The sequence below is a fragment of the Oceanobacillus sp. AG genome (assembly GCF_009746545.1).
GTDB lineage: Bacteria > Bacillota > Bacilli > Bacillales > Amphibacillaceae > Oceanobacillus > Oceanobacillus indicireducens.
Genome location: NZ_WOWT01000029.1, coordinates 1 through 16,843, shown reverse-complemented (window position 1 = coordinate 16,843; position 16,843 = coordinate 1). Strand labels below are relative to the sequence as shown.

14 protein-coding genes and 1 tRNA gene are annotated in these 16,843 nt (G+C 42.5%); 14 read left to right on the top strand and 1 reads right to left on the bottom strand.

Annotation, left to right across the window (positions count from 1 at the left end):
* Positions 1-86: 86 nt before the first annotated feature.
* Positions 87-160, bottom strand: a tRNA-Met gene (locus GN217_RS14680).
* Positions 161-594: 434 nt separating this feature from the next.
* Between GN217_RS14680 and spoIIE the strand changes: the two genes are divergently transcribed.
* From spoIIE to lysS, 14 genes are all read left to right on the top strand, one after another.
* Positions 595-3,039, top strand: a complete 2,445-nt coding sequence (gene spoIIE / locus GN217_RS14675; protein ID WP_156857410.1) for a stage II sporulation protein E — start codon at positions 595-597, stop codon at positions 3,037-3,039.
* Between the two features lie 199 nt (positions 3,040-3,238).
* Positions 3,239-3,979, top strand: coding sequence for a vWA domain-containing protein (locus GN217_RS14670; protein ID WP_156857409.1), 741 nt, complete (start codon positions 3,239-3,241; stop codon positions 3,977-3,979).
* A complete protein-coding gene (locus GN217_RS14665; protein ID WP_156857408.1) occupies positions 3,942-4,859 on the top strand; it encodes a protein kinase domain-containing protein in 918 nt (305 codons plus the stop codon). The genes GN217_RS14670 and GN217_RS14665 overlap by 38 nt, the downstream gene beginning before the upstream one ends.
* Before the next feature lie 57 nt (positions 4,860-4,916).
* On the top strand, positions 4,917-6,305 hold the full coding sequence (gene tilS / locus GN217_RS14660) for a tRNA lysidine(34) synthetase TilS (RefSeq protein ID WP_156857407.1): 1,389 nt from the start codon (positions 4,917-4,919) through the stop codon (positions 6,303-6,305).
* Positions 6,306-6,333: 28 nt separating this feature from the next.
* A complete protein-coding gene (gene hpt, locus GN217_RS14655) occupies positions 6,334-6,876 on the top strand; it encodes a hypoxanthine phosphoribosyltransferase (protein ID WP_156857445.1) in 543 nt (180 codons plus the stop codon).
* A 104-nt stretch (positions 6,877-6,980) separates the two neighbouring features.
* On the top strand, positions 6,981-9,062 hold the full coding sequence (ftsH, locus tag GN217_RS14650) for an ATP-dependent zinc metalloprotease FtsH (protein WP_156857406.1): 2,082 nt from the start codon (positions 6,981-6,983) through the stop codon (positions 9,060-9,062).
* Positions 9,063-9,215: 153 nt separating this feature from the next.
* Positions 9,216-9,992 (top strand): type III pantothenate kinase, encoded by a 777-nt coding sequence (locus GN217_RS14645; RefSeq protein ID WP_156857405.1) that lies wholly within the window; start codon positions 9,216-9,218, stop codon positions 9,990-9,992.
* Between the two features lie 13 nt (positions 9,993-10,005).
* Positions 10,006-10,875: an Hsp33 family molecular chaperone HslO gene (gene hslO, locus GN217_RS14640; RefSeq protein WP_156857404.1), complete on the top strand. Its 870-nt coding sequence runs from the start codon at positions 10,006-10,008 to the stop codon at positions 10,873-10,875.
* 21 nt (positions 10,876-10,896) lie between these two features.
* A complete protein-coding gene (locus GN217_RS14635; RefSeq protein ID WP_156857403.1) occupies positions 10,897-11,802 on the top strand; it encodes a peptidylprolyl isomerase in 906 nt (301 codons plus the stop codon).
* A 139-nt stretch (positions 11,803-11,941) separates the two neighbouring features.
* Entirely contained in the window at positions 11,942-12,868 is a 927-nt protein-coding gene (gene cysK / locus GN217_RS14630; RefSeq protein ID WP_156857402.1) for a cysteine synthase A, read from the top strand.
* A 267-nt stretch (positions 12,869-13,135) separates the two neighbouring features.
* Positions 13,136-13,963: a dihydropteroate synthase gene (gene folP / locus GN217_RS14625; RefSeq protein WP_156857401.1), complete on the top strand. Its 828-nt coding sequence runs from the start codon at positions 13,136-13,138 to the stop codon at positions 13,961-13,963.
* The gene (gene folB / locus GN217_RS14620; protein WP_156857400.1) at positions 13,956-14,318 is read left to right on the top strand and encodes a dihydroneopterin aldolase; all 363 of its coding nucleotides are present in this window, start codon (positions 13,956-13,958) and stop codon (positions 14,316-14,318) included. The genes folP and folB overlap by 8 nt, the downstream gene beginning before the upstream one ends.
* A complete protein-coding gene (gene folK / locus GN217_RS14615; protein ID WP_156857399.1) occupies positions 14,318-14,806 on the top strand; it encodes a 2-amino-4-hydroxy-6-hydroxymethyldihydropteridine diphosphokinase in 489 nt (162 codons plus the stop codon). The genes folB and folK overlap by 1 nt, the downstream gene beginning before the upstream one ends.
* Before the next feature lie 113 nt (positions 14,807-14,919).
* A complete protein-coding gene (gene lysS, locus GN217_RS14610; RefSeq protein ID WP_156857398.1) occupies positions 14,920-16,404 on the top strand; it encodes a lysine--tRNA ligase in 1,485 nt (494 codons plus the stop codon).
* Positions 16,405-16,843: the final 439 nt, after the last annotated feature.

The following is a 16,843-nucleotide window of genomic DNA, read 5'->3' as shown; positions in this document are numbered from 1 at the left end:
GTTCGTTTCCTCACCGTGTTTTCTTTATCTTCCTGCACCACAGTCCAATTCGTCAGTCCCTAACCGGTCTTTTTTACTTTTGGATATAGCGGCGGAGGGGATTGAACCCACGACCTTACGGGTATGAACCGTACGCTCTCGCCAGCTGAGCTACGCCGCCAAAATTGTCAACGAGATTTATAATACAACAAGAATAAGGTTATGTCAATGATTTTTTAAAGAATGTTGAAGTTCACAGTGGTATTGCTGAAGTTCATCATGAAGATGCTGAAGTTCAAAAAGTATCCGCTGAAGTTAACAACTAAAATATCGAAGTTCACAAATACCGGCCCGAATCTCACACGCCTAGCTCCTTCTTTCCCACTTATTCGTCAAACATTCATCATTTCTGCAGATTTCTGGCAGCTTCCATTCTACCGACTTCTCGCTGCTGCCATCGAGTTTACTAGATTAGAAGCAGACAGGCGTTCGTGCCTTAATCTTGGGTTCTTTATCTCTTTCCGTCGAACGATTTTTAGGACGAGCACTGAAATTTTGACAACAAAAGTTTTCTGAATATGGTTTACTAAACAGAAAAGAATGGAGTGATGGTGAATGATGCAATCGGTGGAACCGGCGGGGTATGTCGGTTGGAAAGAAAAGGTCCAGAAGAAGAAACAGCATCCATGGAAAACAAAGGCGAAAGTATTATTTATCGATCGAGGCCTGTTGTTAGTGATGATAGGCTTTTTACTGGGGAGGGCAGTCATTTTATCAGCAGTTTCTCCGTTTGCTCTAGCATTTCTTGCAAGTGTATGGCTGATGCAACGTAAGAAAACGTTACATGCGCTGTTAGCCATTTCTTTAGGAGCGGTGACTTATTCATTTGAACACACTGGGTTCATTATGCTTTCTGTTCTTGTATTTCTAATCCTTCTCGCGATATTCATGCAACTTAACAGGGAGAAATTAATACTTCCTTTTGCAGTTGGGTTTGCGACGATGCTGCCGCGTATTTTCTTATATTCGCTGCAGGGACCCATAACGTCTTATGAATGGCTGCTCATTGTTGTGGAAGGTGTGCTTGGTGCGGTGCTTGTACTTATCTTTATGCAGAGCATTCCTTTATTATCACCAAAAAGATATAAACCGGCTCTAAGAAATGAAGAGATTGTCTGTATGATTATTTTAATTGCCTCGATTTTAACCGGCACAATTGGCTGGGTTATCTACGGAGCTGCATTAGAGCAAATATTTGCCCGTTACTTTGTTTTAGTCTTTGCTTATGTCGGCGGGGCAGCGATTGGTTCTACTGTCGGTGTCGTTGTCGGTTTAATTTTATCCCTTGCCAATGTGGCCAATCTATTTCAGATGAGTTTACTAGCTTTTTCGGGACTATTAGGAGGTTTATTAAAAGAAGGGAGGAAGTTTGGTGTCGCAGCCGGTTTATTGGTCGGGACTTTACTTATCGTCATCTACGGAGAGAGTTTTACCTTAGCCCATTCGCTAACCGAGTCATTTATTGCTATTTTCCTCTTCTTTATTACACCGGCAAGCTGGTTTTCAAGTATCTCTCGTTACATACCAGGAACGGAAGAACATGCACAGGAACAGCAGCAATACTCTCAGAAGGTGCGTGATGTGACGGCAAAACGGGTGAAACAGTTTTCCGGTGTGTTCGATGCACTTGCCCGCAGTTTCGCCGTGGGTGAAAGTGATCCATCCAGTCACTTGGCAAAGAAACGGGATACTGATCAATTTCTTAGTCAGGTGACGGAAAGGACATGCCAGAGTTGCTTCATGAAGGAACGCTGCTGGGAGAAGGATTTCGATAAAACGTATCAGCTTATGGAGGGGGTCAAGGAAGCCTATGCGAAAAATCAAGAACCGAGCTTGAAAATCAGAAAGGAGTTTGAGAATCATTGTGTCAAATCGAAGAAAACGCTTGAAGTCATGAAGGAGGAGATGACGTTCTATATGGCGAACGATCACCTCAGGAGACAGGTCTTGGAAAGCAAGCGAATTGTGGCCGATCAACTATTTGGTGTCTCTGAAGTGATGGATGACTTTGCCAATGAGATTTTAAAAGAAAGGGAACATCATGAAAAACAAGAACTGCAAATTATCGAAGCATTAAAAGGACTCGGTATTGAATTGGAAAAATTGGATATCTATCAGCTGAATAAAGGGAGTGTCGATATTGAAATAATGGTCTCCTTCTATGATTATCATGGGGAAGGGGAGAAACTCATTGCTCCCGTACTGACAGATATTTTGGGGGAAATGATCGTTGTAAAAGATGAAGAAATCTCTCCATTCCCAAATGGGTACAGCTACTTGTCTTTCGGGTCGGCGAAAGAATATATTGTGGAAACAGGAGCAGCCAATGCGGCGAAAGGTGGTGGCTTCATTTCCGGTGATAGCTTTAAAACGATGGAACTTGGTGAAGGAAAGTATGCCATGGCGATTAGTGACGGGATGGGAAATGGTAGAAGAGCCCATGAGGAGAGTGAGGAAACGCTTCGTCTGCTTCAGCAAATCTTACAAATCGGTATTCCGGAAAAAGTGGCGATTAAATCGATCAATTCGATACTTGCCCTGCGCACAACTGATGAAATGTTTGCCACGTTGGATCTAGCTGTTATTGATCTGAACCATGCGATGGTGAAGTTCCTTAAGGTTAGTGCATCACCAAGCTTTGTGAAACGGGGGGATGAAATTTTAAAGATAGAAGCGGGTAATTTACCGATGGGGATTCTCCACGATGTTGATATTGATATTGTAAGTGACCAGCTCATTTCTGGGGATCTGTTAATTATGATTAGTGACGGGGTGTTCGATGGTCCTAGACATGTGGAAAATACAGATCTTTGGTTGAAGCGGACACTAAAAGAAATGAAGACGGAAGATCCACAGGAAATCGCAGATCTTTTACTAGAGGAGGTGATTCGCACAAAATCGGGAGAAATCGATGATGATATGACCGTTCTTGTTGCGAAGATTAAAAAGAACCAGCCGAAATGGGCGTCAGTTCCGATTTATCGCAGTGTAACTGGTTGATAAATTCCAACTTCAAGAAGGTTCTATAATTCTATGAGGGAGTTGAAGGTAACGGCTCGATTGGTTCATCTAATATTCGGTGGAGGATGAACCCGCCACTGAATGAAGTTTCACTTTGCCTAAATAAAGCACTTGGCTAAGTATATCCTATCTGTTTTCTGGTGATGCTAGTAAAACTAGGAAACGGGAGGGTAACGTAATGAAAAAAGGAACATTAAGGCAAATTTTATTGTTAACGGATGGGTGCTCGAACTACGGAGAGGATCCGGCGGCAACAGCGGCCCTTGCTTTCGAGCAGGGGATTACTGTGAACGTTATTGGAATTCTTGATCATGATGAGAATGAAGACAGTCATGGTCTTGAGGAAGTAGAAGATATCGCTCTATCAGGGGGCGGAGTAAGTCAACTCGTTTATAGTGAAGCATTATCCCAGACTGTCCAGATGGTGACGAAGCAAGCGATGAACGAGACATTGCAAGGTTTTGTTAATCAGGAGCTAAAACAAATTCTTGGAAAAGACCAGCGCCTTGAGGACCTCGAACCCGAAAAACGCGGTGAAATTATTGAAGTAGTCGAGGAGTTGGGGGAAACTTCTGATCTTGAGGTATTAATTTTGCTAGATACAAGCGCGAGCATGCATCATAAGCTCCAGATGGTGAAGGAAGCTTTGATTGATCTCTCCATTAGTCTCAATGCCCGGGCGGGAAAAAATCGCTTCACCATCTACAGCTTCCCAGGGAAAAGGAAAAATATCCAGAAGGTGCTCGATTGGACACCGAAGCTTGATTCGATCTCATCGGTATTCCCGAAGATAACCAGTGGTGGAATCACTCCGACCGGTCCCGCACTTCGGGAGGCTATCTATCAGTTTGGTAAAAAGGGTTTATTAAGGAGTATTCGTCATGGCGATGAACCGGGCCTGGAAGAAACAGGTTACTAGTATACCTTCAGGGACTCAGATTCAAGGGAAATTTAAAGGAAACAGTTACCTGATCAAACGGAAGATCGGCGAAGGGGCAATTGGTACTGTCTACCTTTGTCAATTCGGGAAACAGACAGCTGCTCTCAAAATAAGTGAAAAACAAACATCGATGACCTTGGAGGTCAATGTGTTAAAAGCATTAAAGCAGGTCCGAGGGAATCTTCTTGGGCCTGCTTTATTAGATGTGGACGATTGGCTTGCACCGAACAGGCAAACATATACATTCTATGTTATGGAATATGTGCAAGGTGAGAGCATGCAGCAATTTTTCAGGAAAAATGGGGCAAGCTGGCTCGGTCTGCTTATGGTCCAACTTTTAGAGGATTTGGAAAAGCTCCATAAAGCAGGTTGGGTGTTTGGGGATTTGAAGACTGACAATCTCCTGATTAGCCAAGCGCCACCGAAGATTCGCTGGATTGATGTTGGTGGGGTGACACAAATCGGACGGGCCATTAAAGAGTATACCGAGTTTTACGACCGAGGATATTGGGGTCTTGGTTCCCGACGAGCTGAACCAAGCTATGATTTATTCTCGGTTGCAATCATCTTCCTCGAAATCTTCTACCCACAGCGGTTCGCGCGGCCAGAAACGAAGAGAGCAAATCTTTTATTTAAAAAGATCGATAAAGTGAAAGCACTACAACCCTACGCACCTGTGCTAAAGAAGGCAATTACCGGCAAATATACAACAAGTGCTGAAATGCAGCGAGAATTAAAACAAATTATCTTTTCCCGGAAAAATCAGAGCAGAAGTAAAACAGGGAAAATCGGCTTATCGGAGGCCATGTGGATTTTCCTATTTAGTATCCTTTCCATCCTTACCTCATTGTGCTTTTAGAGGCAGCGGTAACTATGATAAGATAAGAACAGTATCGATTATGGACGGAGCGAGGAAATGGAAAAAGAAGTACAATCCTTTATTAAAAAACATCGGCTTTTACATAAAGGCGCGCGGGTACTTGTCGGAGTCTCGGGCGGACCGGATTCCATCGGTCTATTGCATTTGTTGGTGAAGTGGAGGAAGGAATGGGAGTTGGATATACATGCCCTTTCTCTTAATCACCAGCTGCGTGGGAAGGATGCGGAGGATGACTTTATTTATGTGAAGAATATTTGCGCAAGCTGGGGCATCCCGTTTCATGGTGCCTCCTTTGATGTGCAGGCATTTGCGGATAAGGAGCGGCTTAGTACGGAAGTCGCAGCAAGAAAAATTCGGTATCAGTTTTTTGAAGAGAAAATGGCAGATCTTGAAGCCGACTATCTTGCTTTAGGTCATCATGGGGATGACCAGGTGGAAACGCTTATCATGAAACTTGTTCGGACTGCATCTTCCCAAGCTTTCCAAGGAATTCCGATTACACGTCCAATTGGGAGGGGAATGCTTATCCGGCCACTCCTTGCTGTTACAAAAGAAGCGATAGAATCTTACTGCGCAGAGAACGAAATCAAGCCGCGGATCGATGCAACGAATTTGGAAAGTGATTTTACAAGAAACTATTACCGCCACCATGTCGTTCCGCTGCTAAAGGAACGCAATACAAATATCCAGGTGACAGCACAGCATCTTAGTATGACGCTTGCGGAAGATGAAGAATTCCTGCAAAAAGAGGCGGAAAAAGTACTTCAACGTGCGGTAATTTTTGAAAAGGGAAAGCGGCAGGTAACAGTTGAAATTAATTTATTTAAAAAGTACTCCCAATCTTTACAAAGACGCGCCTTTCATCTAATATTGAACTATCTGTATGAAATATTACCCAATCAACTTTCTTATGAACATGAGGAGCAATTTCTTACCCTCATTAAAAGCCGCACTGGGAACGCAACCCTAGATTTCCCGCACGGTTTGAAGCTGAATCGGGCATATGACAGACTGACACTTTACTTCGAAGCGAATAATCCCGGGCAGCAGTCCTTTAACCTAACCTTAACCATTCCCGGCAAAACATACTTGCCAAACGGATCGGTACTTACAGCTACATATACAGCAACACGTGATAGAGCCCACCCCTTCTCGCTCTATATTCCCACGAAAGAGGTTACCTTACCTCTTCATGTGAGAACGCGTAAAAATGGAGACCGGATGAGCTGGAAAGGGCTCCAAGGAACAAAGAAGCTGAAAGATATCTTTATCGATGCAAAAGTTCCCCTTCATGAACGTGAAACGTGGCCTATCGTCGTGGATGACGATGATCATATACTTTGGTTAATTGGATTAAAAAAAGGTGTACGAAGAGAAGTAAATGCTAAGCAGTTTATATATATTCAATTGGATAAAGGCAACTAGTAGGAGGATAAGGATGCTAAAGGACAGTATGCATAAGGATATAAAGGATATTCTAATTACAGAAGAAGAAATTCGGGCAAAATGTAAAGAAATCGGAGCACAGCTTTCTACAGAATACGATGGCAAGTTTCCCCTTGCAATTGGTGTATTAAAAGGTGCTCTACCCTTTATGTCGGACCTCGTTCGCCACATGGATATCCATGTGGAACTCGATTTTATGGATGTGTCGAGCTATGGAAGCGGAACGAAGTCAAGTGGGGAAGTCAAAATTGTAAAGGACTTGGATACAAAAGTAGAAGGGCGCGACCTGCTTATTATTGAGGACATTATTGACAGCGGACTGACGCTTAGTTATTTAGTCGACCTCTTCAAGTACCGGAAAGCGAATTCTATTAAAATTGTAACCCTGCTGAATAAACCATCAGGGCGCACTGCTGCGATATCCGCAGACTTGGTTGGATTTGAAGTACCGGATGCTTTCGTCGTCGGTTATGGTTTAGATTATGACCAACGTTACCGAAACCTTCCGTATATCGGGGTGTTAAAAGAAGAGATTTATCAGGAAAAATAGTCCTGAAAAATAAAAATGGATGATAAAGCTAAATTAGTTGTGTAATGACTTTTTCATATGGTACTATGTAATATAGTTTTTCCCGGTATGGGAGGAGGTAAGCAATGAGTCAGATATTTCGTAATGTGTTCTTTTGGGTCCTGATTTTCTTCGTCATAATCGGCGTATTCGGCATCATAAATGGCCCAGGAGAAGAAAGTGAACAATATGATGTGGAGCAATTTATAAGTGCTTTAAATAATGGTGAAATAAAAGAATTGACACTGCAGCCGGCAAACGGAATCGTCCGTTTCTTCGGTACATTGAATGATGGTGGCCAATCTTTTGTTGCCCAAGTACCAGATAACACAGATGTAATTGCTGAAATTACAACAATTGCAAGAGATCAAAGTATATTAACTGCAGAGGAAGAAGAACGGCCAAGTCCATGGGTTACATTCCTTACGACTTTAGTTCCCTTCCTATTAATAGGTCTATTTTTCTTATTCATTCTTAGTCAAGCACAAGGTGGCGGCGGTGGCGGCCGTGTGATGAACTTCGGGAAAAGTAAGGCTAAGATGGTTTCCGGCGAAAAGGAAAAGGTGCGTTTCAAAGACGTAGCCGGAGCGGATGAAGAGAAACAGGAATTAGTTGAAGTTGTGGAATTCCTGAAAGATCCACGTAAATTCACGGCAGTCGGTGCTCGAATTCCAAAAGGGGTTCTTTTAGTAGGACCGCCAGGAACAGGTAAAACATTACTTGCCCGTGCCGTCGCAGGGGAAGCGGGAACTCCATTCTTCTCTATTAGTGGTTCGGACTTCGTTGAAATGTTTGTCGGGGTCGGTGCATCCCGTGTACGTGATCTATTTGAAAACGCGAAGAAAAATGCGCCATGTATCATCTTTATTGACGAGATTGATGCAGTAGGACGCCAACGTGGTACGGGTCTCGGTGGTGGACATGATGAACGTGAACAGACATTGAACCAGTTGCTTGTTGAAATGGATGGCTTTAACGCAAATGAAGGTATCATTATTATCGCAGCTACAAACCGTGCAGACATTCTTGACCCTGCTTTGCTGCGCCCAGGCCGTTTCGACCGTCAAATCATGGTGGACCGTCCGGATGTTAAAGGACGGGAAGCAGTGCTTAAAGTTCACGCACGTAATAAACCATTGGATAATACAGTCGATTTGAAAGTAATTGCCCAGCGTACCCCAGGCTTCTCTGGTGCGGACCTTGAGAACCTGTTAAATGAAGCAGCGCTTGTTGCTGCAAGGGATAACCGAAAAGCGATATCTTCACTGGATGTCGATGAAGCAACCGACCGGGTGATTGCCGGGGTTGCGAAGAAGAGCCGCGTTATTTCGGATAAAGAAAGAAATATTGTTGCCTATCATGAAAGTGGGCACACCGTAATCGGGATGGTACTTGACGATGCAGATGTCGTACACAAAGTAACGATTGTACCTCGAGGCCAGGCCGGCGGTTATGCGGTCATGCTTCCTAAAGAAGACCGTTACTTCATGACGAAACCGGAACTGTTTGATAAGATAACCGGACTGCTTGGTGGACGTGTCGCCGAGGAAATCATCTTTGGCGAAGTGAGTACGGGAGCACATAATGACTTCCAGCGTGCAACAAGCATCGCTCATAAGATGATTACCGAGTATGGTATGAGTGATGAAATTGGCCCACTACAATTCTCCAGTGGGGACGGTGGCAATGTGTTCCTTGGTCGTGATTTGCAGAATAACCAAACATACAGTGAGAAAATCGCTTATGAAATTGATAAGGAAATGCAGAACTTCATCAATTACTGTTATGAACGTGCGAAGAAGATCCTTACTGAGCATCGCGGACAGTTGGAGTTAATCGCTCAGACACTCCTTGATGTCGAAACACTCGACCGCCGTCAGATTGAATCTCTTTTCCATAAAGGTGTTTTACCAGAACCACTGGAAGATATCGTGGACGAAGATGATGTGAAGGTTTCTATCAATTCAAAAGAAGATGAAGACGATGGAGAAAAGATCGGGAAATCTTTTGAAGAAGTGAAAAAAGAAGTCGAGGAGAAAAAGCATGAAGAACATGCAGATGAAGCTAAAGGCGACTCCAAGAATAAACGACATATCAATGACCCGATCATGGGCGAAGAACCAATATCTCCAGTAGATGAAGAAGACAATAATTATAAAGATAAATAACAAATTAAAAAGCAGCCATGCTAATATATATGGCTGCTTTTTTGTTTCAAAAGCTGAAGCGCGCTTAACATTACTATTGGGTACCTGTGATTTTCTTTTTCACTGTTACCTATGCTATATTTAAACATAGAAAAATAGGAAGGTTTGATTGTTATGTTATTTGTTCTGGATGTGGGGAATACAAATACCGTTTTAGGGGTTTTTGAAGGGGACAACCTACTATATGAGTGGCGGATTAAAACAGATCGCCATAAAACAGAGGATGAATTCGGCGTACTCATTCATTCCTTGTTTGACTATAAAGGAATCACGTTTTCTGATATCCATGGAGTTATCATTTCTTCTGTTGTACCACCGATTATGTATGCACTGGAAAAAATGAGCCGGAATTATTTCGGAATTGATGCAGTCGTGGTAGGGAAGCAGGATATTTCTAAATATATTAACATGAGTTACCCTAATCCTAAGGAGGTCGGGGCAGACCGGATTGTCAACGCGGTAAGTGCGATAGAAAATTACGGGGCGCCGGTTATTGTGATTGATTTTGGAACGGCGACCACTTTTTGCTACATCGATGAGAATAGCTCTTATCACGGTGGCATCATTTCTCCGGGAGTTAATATTTCCATGGAAGCATTGTATAGTAAAGCTTCCAAACTGCCGAAGATTGAAATCAAGGGGACGGAGAAAGTTATTGGAACATCAACAGTTGAAGCGATGCAGTCCGGAATATATAACGGCTATGTATCCTTGGTAGATGGTATAGTTGACAGAGTGAAAGAGGATATTAATCAAGATGTTCAGGTAATTGCTACCGGCGGGATATCTGGTTTAATCGGGAAGGGTTCACGAACAATTGATGTGGTAGATCGCCATCTGACACTAAAAGGATTGAACATTATTTATCGCAGGTTAAAAGATATTCGTTAAAGGAGATACGAACATGAAGGATTATTTAATAAAGACAACTGCTTATAACGGGAGAATCCGTGCATATGCAGCAACATCTACTGCGACAGTGGAGGAGGCAAGGAGAAGACAGGATACTTGGGCAACAGCCTCTGCTGCATTAGGTCGAACCCTGACGATTGCTGCTATGATGGGAGCGATGCTAAAAGATGACAACTCCAATACAATTAAAATTGAAGGCGGCGGACCACTTGGAGCGATTGTAGTAGATGCGAATGCATCTGGTCATGTGCGCGGCTATGTTACGAATCCGCACGTAGACTTTGAATTAAATGACAAAGGTAAGTTGGATGTTGCTAGAGCTGTAGGAACGTCAGGTAATTTAAGTGTTGTGAAAGATCTTGGATTGAGAGACCATTTTACAGGCGAGGTTCCGATTGTTTCAGGCGAAATTAGTGAAGATTTCACGTATTATTTTGCGACATCAGAACAAGTTCCTTCAGCGGTCGGAGCAGGTGTGTTAGTAAACCCGGATCATACCATTCTTGCGGCTGGCGGATTCATTGTGCAAGTCATGCCTGGTGCGGATGAAGAGGTAATCGAACGGTTAGAGGAACAGATTCAAGCGTTCCCGCCAATTTCCAAGTTGATTGAAGAAGGATACTCACCAGAACAACTCTTGGAAAAACTGTTCGAAGGTGAAGAGTTTACAATTCATGAGAAGATGCCCCTTGAATTCCGCTGCCGCTGCTCAAGAGAAAGAATTGCAAATGCGATAAGCGGTCTTGGCAACGAGGAAATTGATGCCATGATCCAGGAAGACGGTGGAGCAAGTGCAACCTGTCACTTCTGTAATGAAAAGTATGATTTTACAACAGAAGAATTGGAAGAGTTGAAACAATAAACGAGGGAGAAAGGGAATCGTATGTCAAGAAAATTATTATGGGGAATTATCACGGTCCTCCTTATTACAAACATAGCCACTCTCCTGTTCATGAATCAAAATGAGAATGTAATTGTGAGTGAAGACGGTGAAGAAACGGCCATTAGAAGCAATGAACCTGTTGCAACGATTGACGGAGAAGATATAACTTATGCAGAATGGATGACTGCTCTTCGCGAAACCCATGGGGAAAAGACGCTGCAATCATTAATTGATCGCCACCTCGTTTCCAAATTGGCCAATGAGAAGCACATTGAAATCAGTGAGAAGGTCATTGAAAGAGAACTTGCTTATCTGACATCCATGCAAGGACCGCTTGCAGAAGATGAACTTGCAAAGGCGGAGGAGAAATGGCGGGAAGAGATTGTTTATCGCTACCAGCTTGAGTTTTTACTGACAGAAGATATTTCCATTCCGGAAGGTGAAGTGGAAGAGTATTATGACGTGTATAAGAATCAATATGATTTCAGTCCGGCCATGCAGCTATCCCATATTCTTGTATCGGATATGGAAACAGCGGAAAAAATCCATGGGGAGCTTGAACAGGGAGCGAATTTTGACCAGCTGGCAAGGGAATATTCCATAGATGAAGAAACAAAAAATAGCGGGGGCTATCTTGGTTTCATCAATACGAACAGCCAGTTCTTCCCGGATGGTTATGAAGAAATTGCAAATGAGATGGAAGAGCACTCCTATAGTACCCCTTTTACAACAGGTAACGGGGTCGGTATTATCTATTTACATCAATCTCTTCCGAAAATCAAGTTCAGCTATGAGGAAATTAAACCTTACGTAGAAAATGAACTTGCCCTGCATGAAGGGAATCTTCCGCTTCAAGCCGCCCCACTTTGGGAAAAACATGAAATAGATTGGCTCTACGGTAACTAAATACATGGTCCGCCCACAACATGGAACGAATCAGCTAATTCAATGAGTGAATACGTTAAAATGGTTGACAAATCGATAAATTAAACATACATTGTAATTAACAATTCATACAAAAATGCTAGGGATTAGGAGTGATCACATGCGTGTGGCAAATGATATTACCAAATTAATCGGTGAAACACCAATCGTGAAGTTAAACAATCTGACAGGCGAAGATTCAGCAGATGTTTATGTAAAACTTGAATTCATGAACCCAGGAAGCTCGGTAAAAGACCGGATTGCTGTAGCAATGGTTGAAGCTGCAGAAGAGTCGGGGGATTTAAAGCCCGGAGATACAATTATCGAGCCGACAAGCGGAAACACTGGAATTGGACTTGCGATGGTAGCAGCGGCAAGAGGGTATAAAGCTATTCTTGTCATGCCAGACACGATGAGTCAGGAGCGTCGTAATCTATTGCGCGCATATGGTGCTGAACTCGTTCTTACACCGGGCGCGGATGGAATGAAAGGCGCAATCGGTAAAGCTAATGAACTGAAGGAAGCGCACGGCTATTTCATGCCACAGCAGTTCGATAACCCGGCAAACCCGGAAATCCATGAAAGAACAACAGGAAAAGAGATCACCCGTCAAATGAAAGATGGTCTTGACGCATTCATTTCCGGTATTGGAACCGGTGGAACGATTACAGGTGCAGGTAGAGTGCTGAAATCTCACTTTGAAGGAGTGCAATTATTCGCTGTAGAACCAAAGGACTCACCGGTGCTATCCGGCGGATCTCCGTCCCCGCATAAGATTCAAGGGATAGGTGCAGGTTTTGTACCGAAAGTACTCGACACAGAGCTATACGATGGGGTCATTCAAATTGAGAATGACGAGGCGTTTGAAGTATCCCGTAAACTTGCAATTACAAATGGTATTCTCGGCGGAATTTCCTCCGGGGCAGCAGTGGCAGCAGCGCTAAAAGTTGCAGATAAGTTAGGTAAGGGTAAGAAGGTTTTGGCTATTTTACCAGACAATGGGGAACGTTACTTATCCACCGCACTATATCAATTTGATGAAGAATAAGAAGTTTGATGACGAGGATTAACAGATTGGATCTGTTAATCCTTTTTTTGTATAGAAGGTTATGAGGTGGGAACTGTGAATAACTATATATGCTAGCATTCTCTACGTTGGGTGCTATTCTTTTGTTTTTGGGGAATTAATAAAGTGAAACTTCATCCAGTGGGGGTATAACAGACCGTTAATACGTGATAAACAGATGCCTGTGTTTTAGGAATATGATAGGATATAGGAATAAAGTGATGATGAGGAGAAGGAGAAGGAGAAGGTATGATTTTAAAAACAAGAACGAAACAGTTGCATTTACAGGAGCGAACCCATATTATGGGAATCTTGAACGTAACCCCTGATTCCTTCTCGGACGGTGGCAGCTATACTACGGTGGAAAAGGCTGTTGCACAAGCAGTTCGAATGGTTGAAGAAGGGGCAGATATTATCGATATCGGTGGAGAATCGACTCGTCCTGGGCACATACCGGTTACGAGTGAAGAAGAGATCTTCCGGATTGTTCCAGTCATTCAAGCAATTAAAGCGAAAGTAGATGTGCCAATTTCGGTAGATACGTTTAAAGCAGATACAGCTGAAGCGGCAATTGAAGCTGGAGCGGATATCATTAACGACATATGGGGAGCAAAGAAAAATCCTGATATTGCTAAAGTTGCAGCGAAACATCAGGTACCAATTATATTGATGCATAACCGGACTGATGAAAATTACACCAATCTAATTGAGGATATGCTAGAGGACCTTAGAGAAAGTATTGCCATTGCTAAAGCGGCTGGTATCCCCAAAGAAAATATTATCCTTGATCCTGGAATTGGTTTTGCCAAGTCTAGAGAGGATGATTTACTCGTCATGCAGCAGCTAGAGCGATTCCAAGAACTTTCTTATCCATTGTTACTCGCAACATCGCGGAAACGAATGATTGGTCATATTCTTGACGTTCCACCGGCAGAGCGAGATACTGGCACAGGGGCAACAACTTGCCTCGGAATTGTAAAGGGTGTCCAAATGGTGCGGGTCCATAACGTCAAAATGAATGCAGAACTTGCAATGATGACAGACGCTATGCTTGGAAAAGGAGCTTATCATGGATAAAATAATTTTGAAGCAATTACAGTTCTACGGTTATCATGGTCTATTTCCTGAAGAGCGGAAACTTGGTCAGCGCTTTATGGTTGATCTTGAACTCTTTCTCGATTTGCAGCAGGCCGGTACAACGGATGCGATGGAGGATTCCGTTCATTACGGAGAAGTATTTAATATCGTTCAAAGCATTGTAGAGGGCGAACCGAAGAATCTGATTGAAACAGTTGCTGAAACGATTGCGAAGAGTCTACTCGAAAGTTTTCATTTGTTATCTGCCTGCCGTGTCCAGGTTATTAAACCGAATCCTCCGATTGATGGACAATATCACTCAGTCGCCGTAGAAATATATAGGGAGAAAAAATAATGAATAAAGTATATATCGCACTTGGAACAAATATCGAGCCGCGGGATTTCTATTTGAGTGAAGCTTTAAACTTACTAGAAGCACATGAATCAATCGCTATTCAACAGCGTTCCTCGATTTATGAAACCGAACCGGTCGGTTATTTAGACCAAGCTGATTTTTTAAATATGGTAATAGAAATCCAAACCTTGCTTGAACCGATTGAGTTATTGGATACGACACAAGGAATAGAGGAAAAGCTAGGCCGGACTCGGGATATCCGTTTCGGTCCCCGAACAATAGACCTTGACATTTTGCTCTATAATCAAGAAAATAGTACAGTAGACCGTTTAACATTGCCGCATCCGCGCATGTCCGAACGTGCCTTTGTGCTCGTTCCCCTTGCAGAAATTGCAGGTGATGTTATCTTGCCGGATACAGGTAATACTGTTCGGGAACAGCTAGCGGAACTTCCGCAGAAAGAGCTGGAGACGGTAAAGAAGATCTAGTTCAAAGAAGGGCTCTGCCGGTGTTTACTGGTAGGTTTTTCTTCGTTATGGTACGCTTAAATAAAATTCTAGGATAATTGATTGTTTACATATATCAAAGACAGGAGTGATTGATGGTGTCAGAAGAACTTACAGAACAAATGCAGGTGCGGAGAGATAAGTTGAAAGATTTACAAGACCGGGGCATTGATCCGTTCGGTGATAAGTTTGAAAGAACCGATTTAGCAGCGGATTTAATTGAAAAATATGATGTTTTTTCTAAAGCAGAGCTAGAGGAAAAAGCTATACCAGCAGTCGTCGCAGGTCGGATTATGACAAAACGCGGCAAAGGGAAAGCGAGCTTCACGCATATTCAAGATATGAGCGGTCAAATCCAAATCTACGTACGTAAAGACGAGGTTGGTGATGATGTTTATGAAATGTTTAAAACACTGGATCTTGGAGATATCATTGGGGTATCCGGTAAAATGTTTAAAACAAATACCGGAGAACTTTCTGTTCAAGCGGAAGAACTTCAATTAATGACGAAAGCTTTACGTCCCCTACCTGAGAAGTACCATGGGCTAAAAGATGTGGAACAACGTTATCGTCAGCGTTACCTAGATTTAATCACGAATCTTGAAAGTCGCGAAACTTTCATTCTACGCAGTAAAATCATTCAAGCGATGAGACAATATCTAAATGGCCAAGGATTTCTTGAGGTGGAAACGCCAATGATGCATAGTATCCCTGGTGGAGCGGCGGCACGTCCATTTATCACTCATCATAATGCACTCGACATTGAACTTTACATGCGAATTGCTATCGAGTTACATTTAAAACGACTCGTCGTTGGTGGAATGGAGAAAGTATATGAAATCGGGCGAGTCTTCCGTAATGAAGGAGTATCTACCCGTCATAACCCTGAATTTACGATGATTGAACTATATGAAGCATATGCAGACTATGAAGATATTATGCGACTTACAGAAAGCATGATTGCTCATATTGCACTTGAAGTGCTCGGCTCTACCGAAATCACATATGGAGATTACACAATCGAACTGAAGCCGGAATGGAAGAGACTCCATATGGCGGATGCGGTGAAAGAAGCAACCGGGGTTGACTTCCGTGAGCAACTGTCAGATGACGAGGCGCGTAAGTTGGCGAAAGAACATAATGTAAAGATTACAGAAAATATGACATTCGGACACATTTTAAATGAATTCTTCGAGCAAAAAGTAGAAGATACACTCATTCAACCTACATTTATCTACGGTCACCCAGTAGAAGTGTCACCGTTAGCAAAAACAAATAAAGAGGATCCTCGTTTCACAGATCGCTTTGAGCTATTCATTGTTGGTCGTGAACATGCAAATGCCTTTAGTGAATTGAACGATCCAATGGAACAACGCAAACGTTTCGAAGACCAAGTTGCTGAAAGAGATGCAGGAAACGATGAAGCCCACTTAATGGATGAAGATTTTATTGAGGCATTAGAATATGGCTTACCACCTACCGGAGGATTAGGAATAGGAATAGACCGTTTAGTAATGTTACTGACCAATGCACCATCCATTCGTGATGTCTTGTTATTCCCGCAAATGCGTACGAAATAAATATAAAAGGAATATCCAGTTTACTTTCATAGTAAGCTGGGTATTTTATTTTGTATTTGTTTCTTAGGTAATATATATAGGAAGGAAAAGTTTCTAGGTATTTTTTAAAAAAATGTCCTTGCATTTAAAACTCAAACATGATACATTTATATTCGTTGCCAAAACAGCTGCAACGGATTAAATGGAAACAGCGAAAAAGATTTGAAGAAAGTTGTTGACATAATTTTTCTAACGTGGTATATTAGAAAAGTCGCCGTTAGGAAACGACAAACAAAATTTGCTCTTTGAAAACTGAACAAAACAACCAGTATGAAAAAGAGGTAAGAAGAAACGTTGGATTTATCTAACGAGAGCTTTTTATCCCTTGAATCAATTTTTGAAGCTAAGAATAGATGACGGTGTCATCTATTACAAACACTTTTATGGAGAGTTTGATCTT

Bases quoted from the DNA above. Each gene is read 5' to 3' on its own strand.
- spoIIE (WP_156857410.1), top strand. From the start codon at position 595: ATGATGCAATCGGTGGAACCGGCGGGGTATGTCGGTTGGAAAGAAAAG.
- GN217_RS14670 (WP_156857409.1), top strand. From the start codon at position 3,239: ATGAAAAAAGGAACATTAAGGCAAATTTTATTGTTAACGGATGGGTGC.
- GN217_RS14665 (WP_156857408.1), top strand. From the start codon at position 3,942: ATGGCGATGAACCGGGCCTGGAAGAAACAGGTTACTAGTATACCTTCA.
- tilS (WP_156857407.1), top strand. From the start codon at position 4,917: ATGGAAAAAGAAGTACAATCCTTTATTAAAAAACATCGGCTTTTACAT.
- hpt (WP_156857445.1), top strand. From the start codon at position 6,334: ATGCATAAGGATATAAAGGATATTCTAATTACAGAAGAAGAAATTCGG.
- ftsH (WP_156857406.1), top strand. From the start codon at position 6,981: ATGAGTCAGATATTTCGTAATGTGTTCTTTTGGGTCCTGATTTTCTTC.
- GN217_RS14645 (WP_156857405.1), top strand. From the start codon at position 9,216: ATGTTATTTGTTCTGGATGTGGGGAATACAAATACCGTTTTAGGGGTT.
- hslO (WP_156857404.1), top strand. From the start codon at position 10,006: ATGAAGGATTATTTAATAAAGACAACTGCTTATAACGGGAGAATCCGT.
- GN217_RS14635 (WP_156857403.1), top strand. From the start codon at position 10,897: ATGTCAAGAAAATTATTATGGGGAATTATCACGGTCCTCCTTATTACA.
- cysK (WP_156857402.1), top strand. From the start codon at position 11,942: ATGCGTGTGGCAAATGATATTACCAAATTAATCGGTGAAACACCAATC.
- folP (WP_156857401.1), top strand. From the start codon at position 13,136: ATGATTTTAAAAACAAGAACGAAACAGTTGCATTTACAGGAGCGAACC.
- folB (WP_156857400.1), top strand. From the start codon at position 13,956: ATGGATAAAATAATTTTGAAGCAATTACAGTTCTACGGTTATCATGGT.
- folK (WP_156857399.1), top strand. From the start codon at position 14,318: ATGAATAAAGTATATATCGCACTTGGAACAAATATCGAGCCGCGGGAT.
- lysS (WP_156857398.1), top strand. From the start codon at position 14,920: ATGGTGTCAGAAGAACTTACAGAACAAATGCAGGTGCGGAGAGATAAG.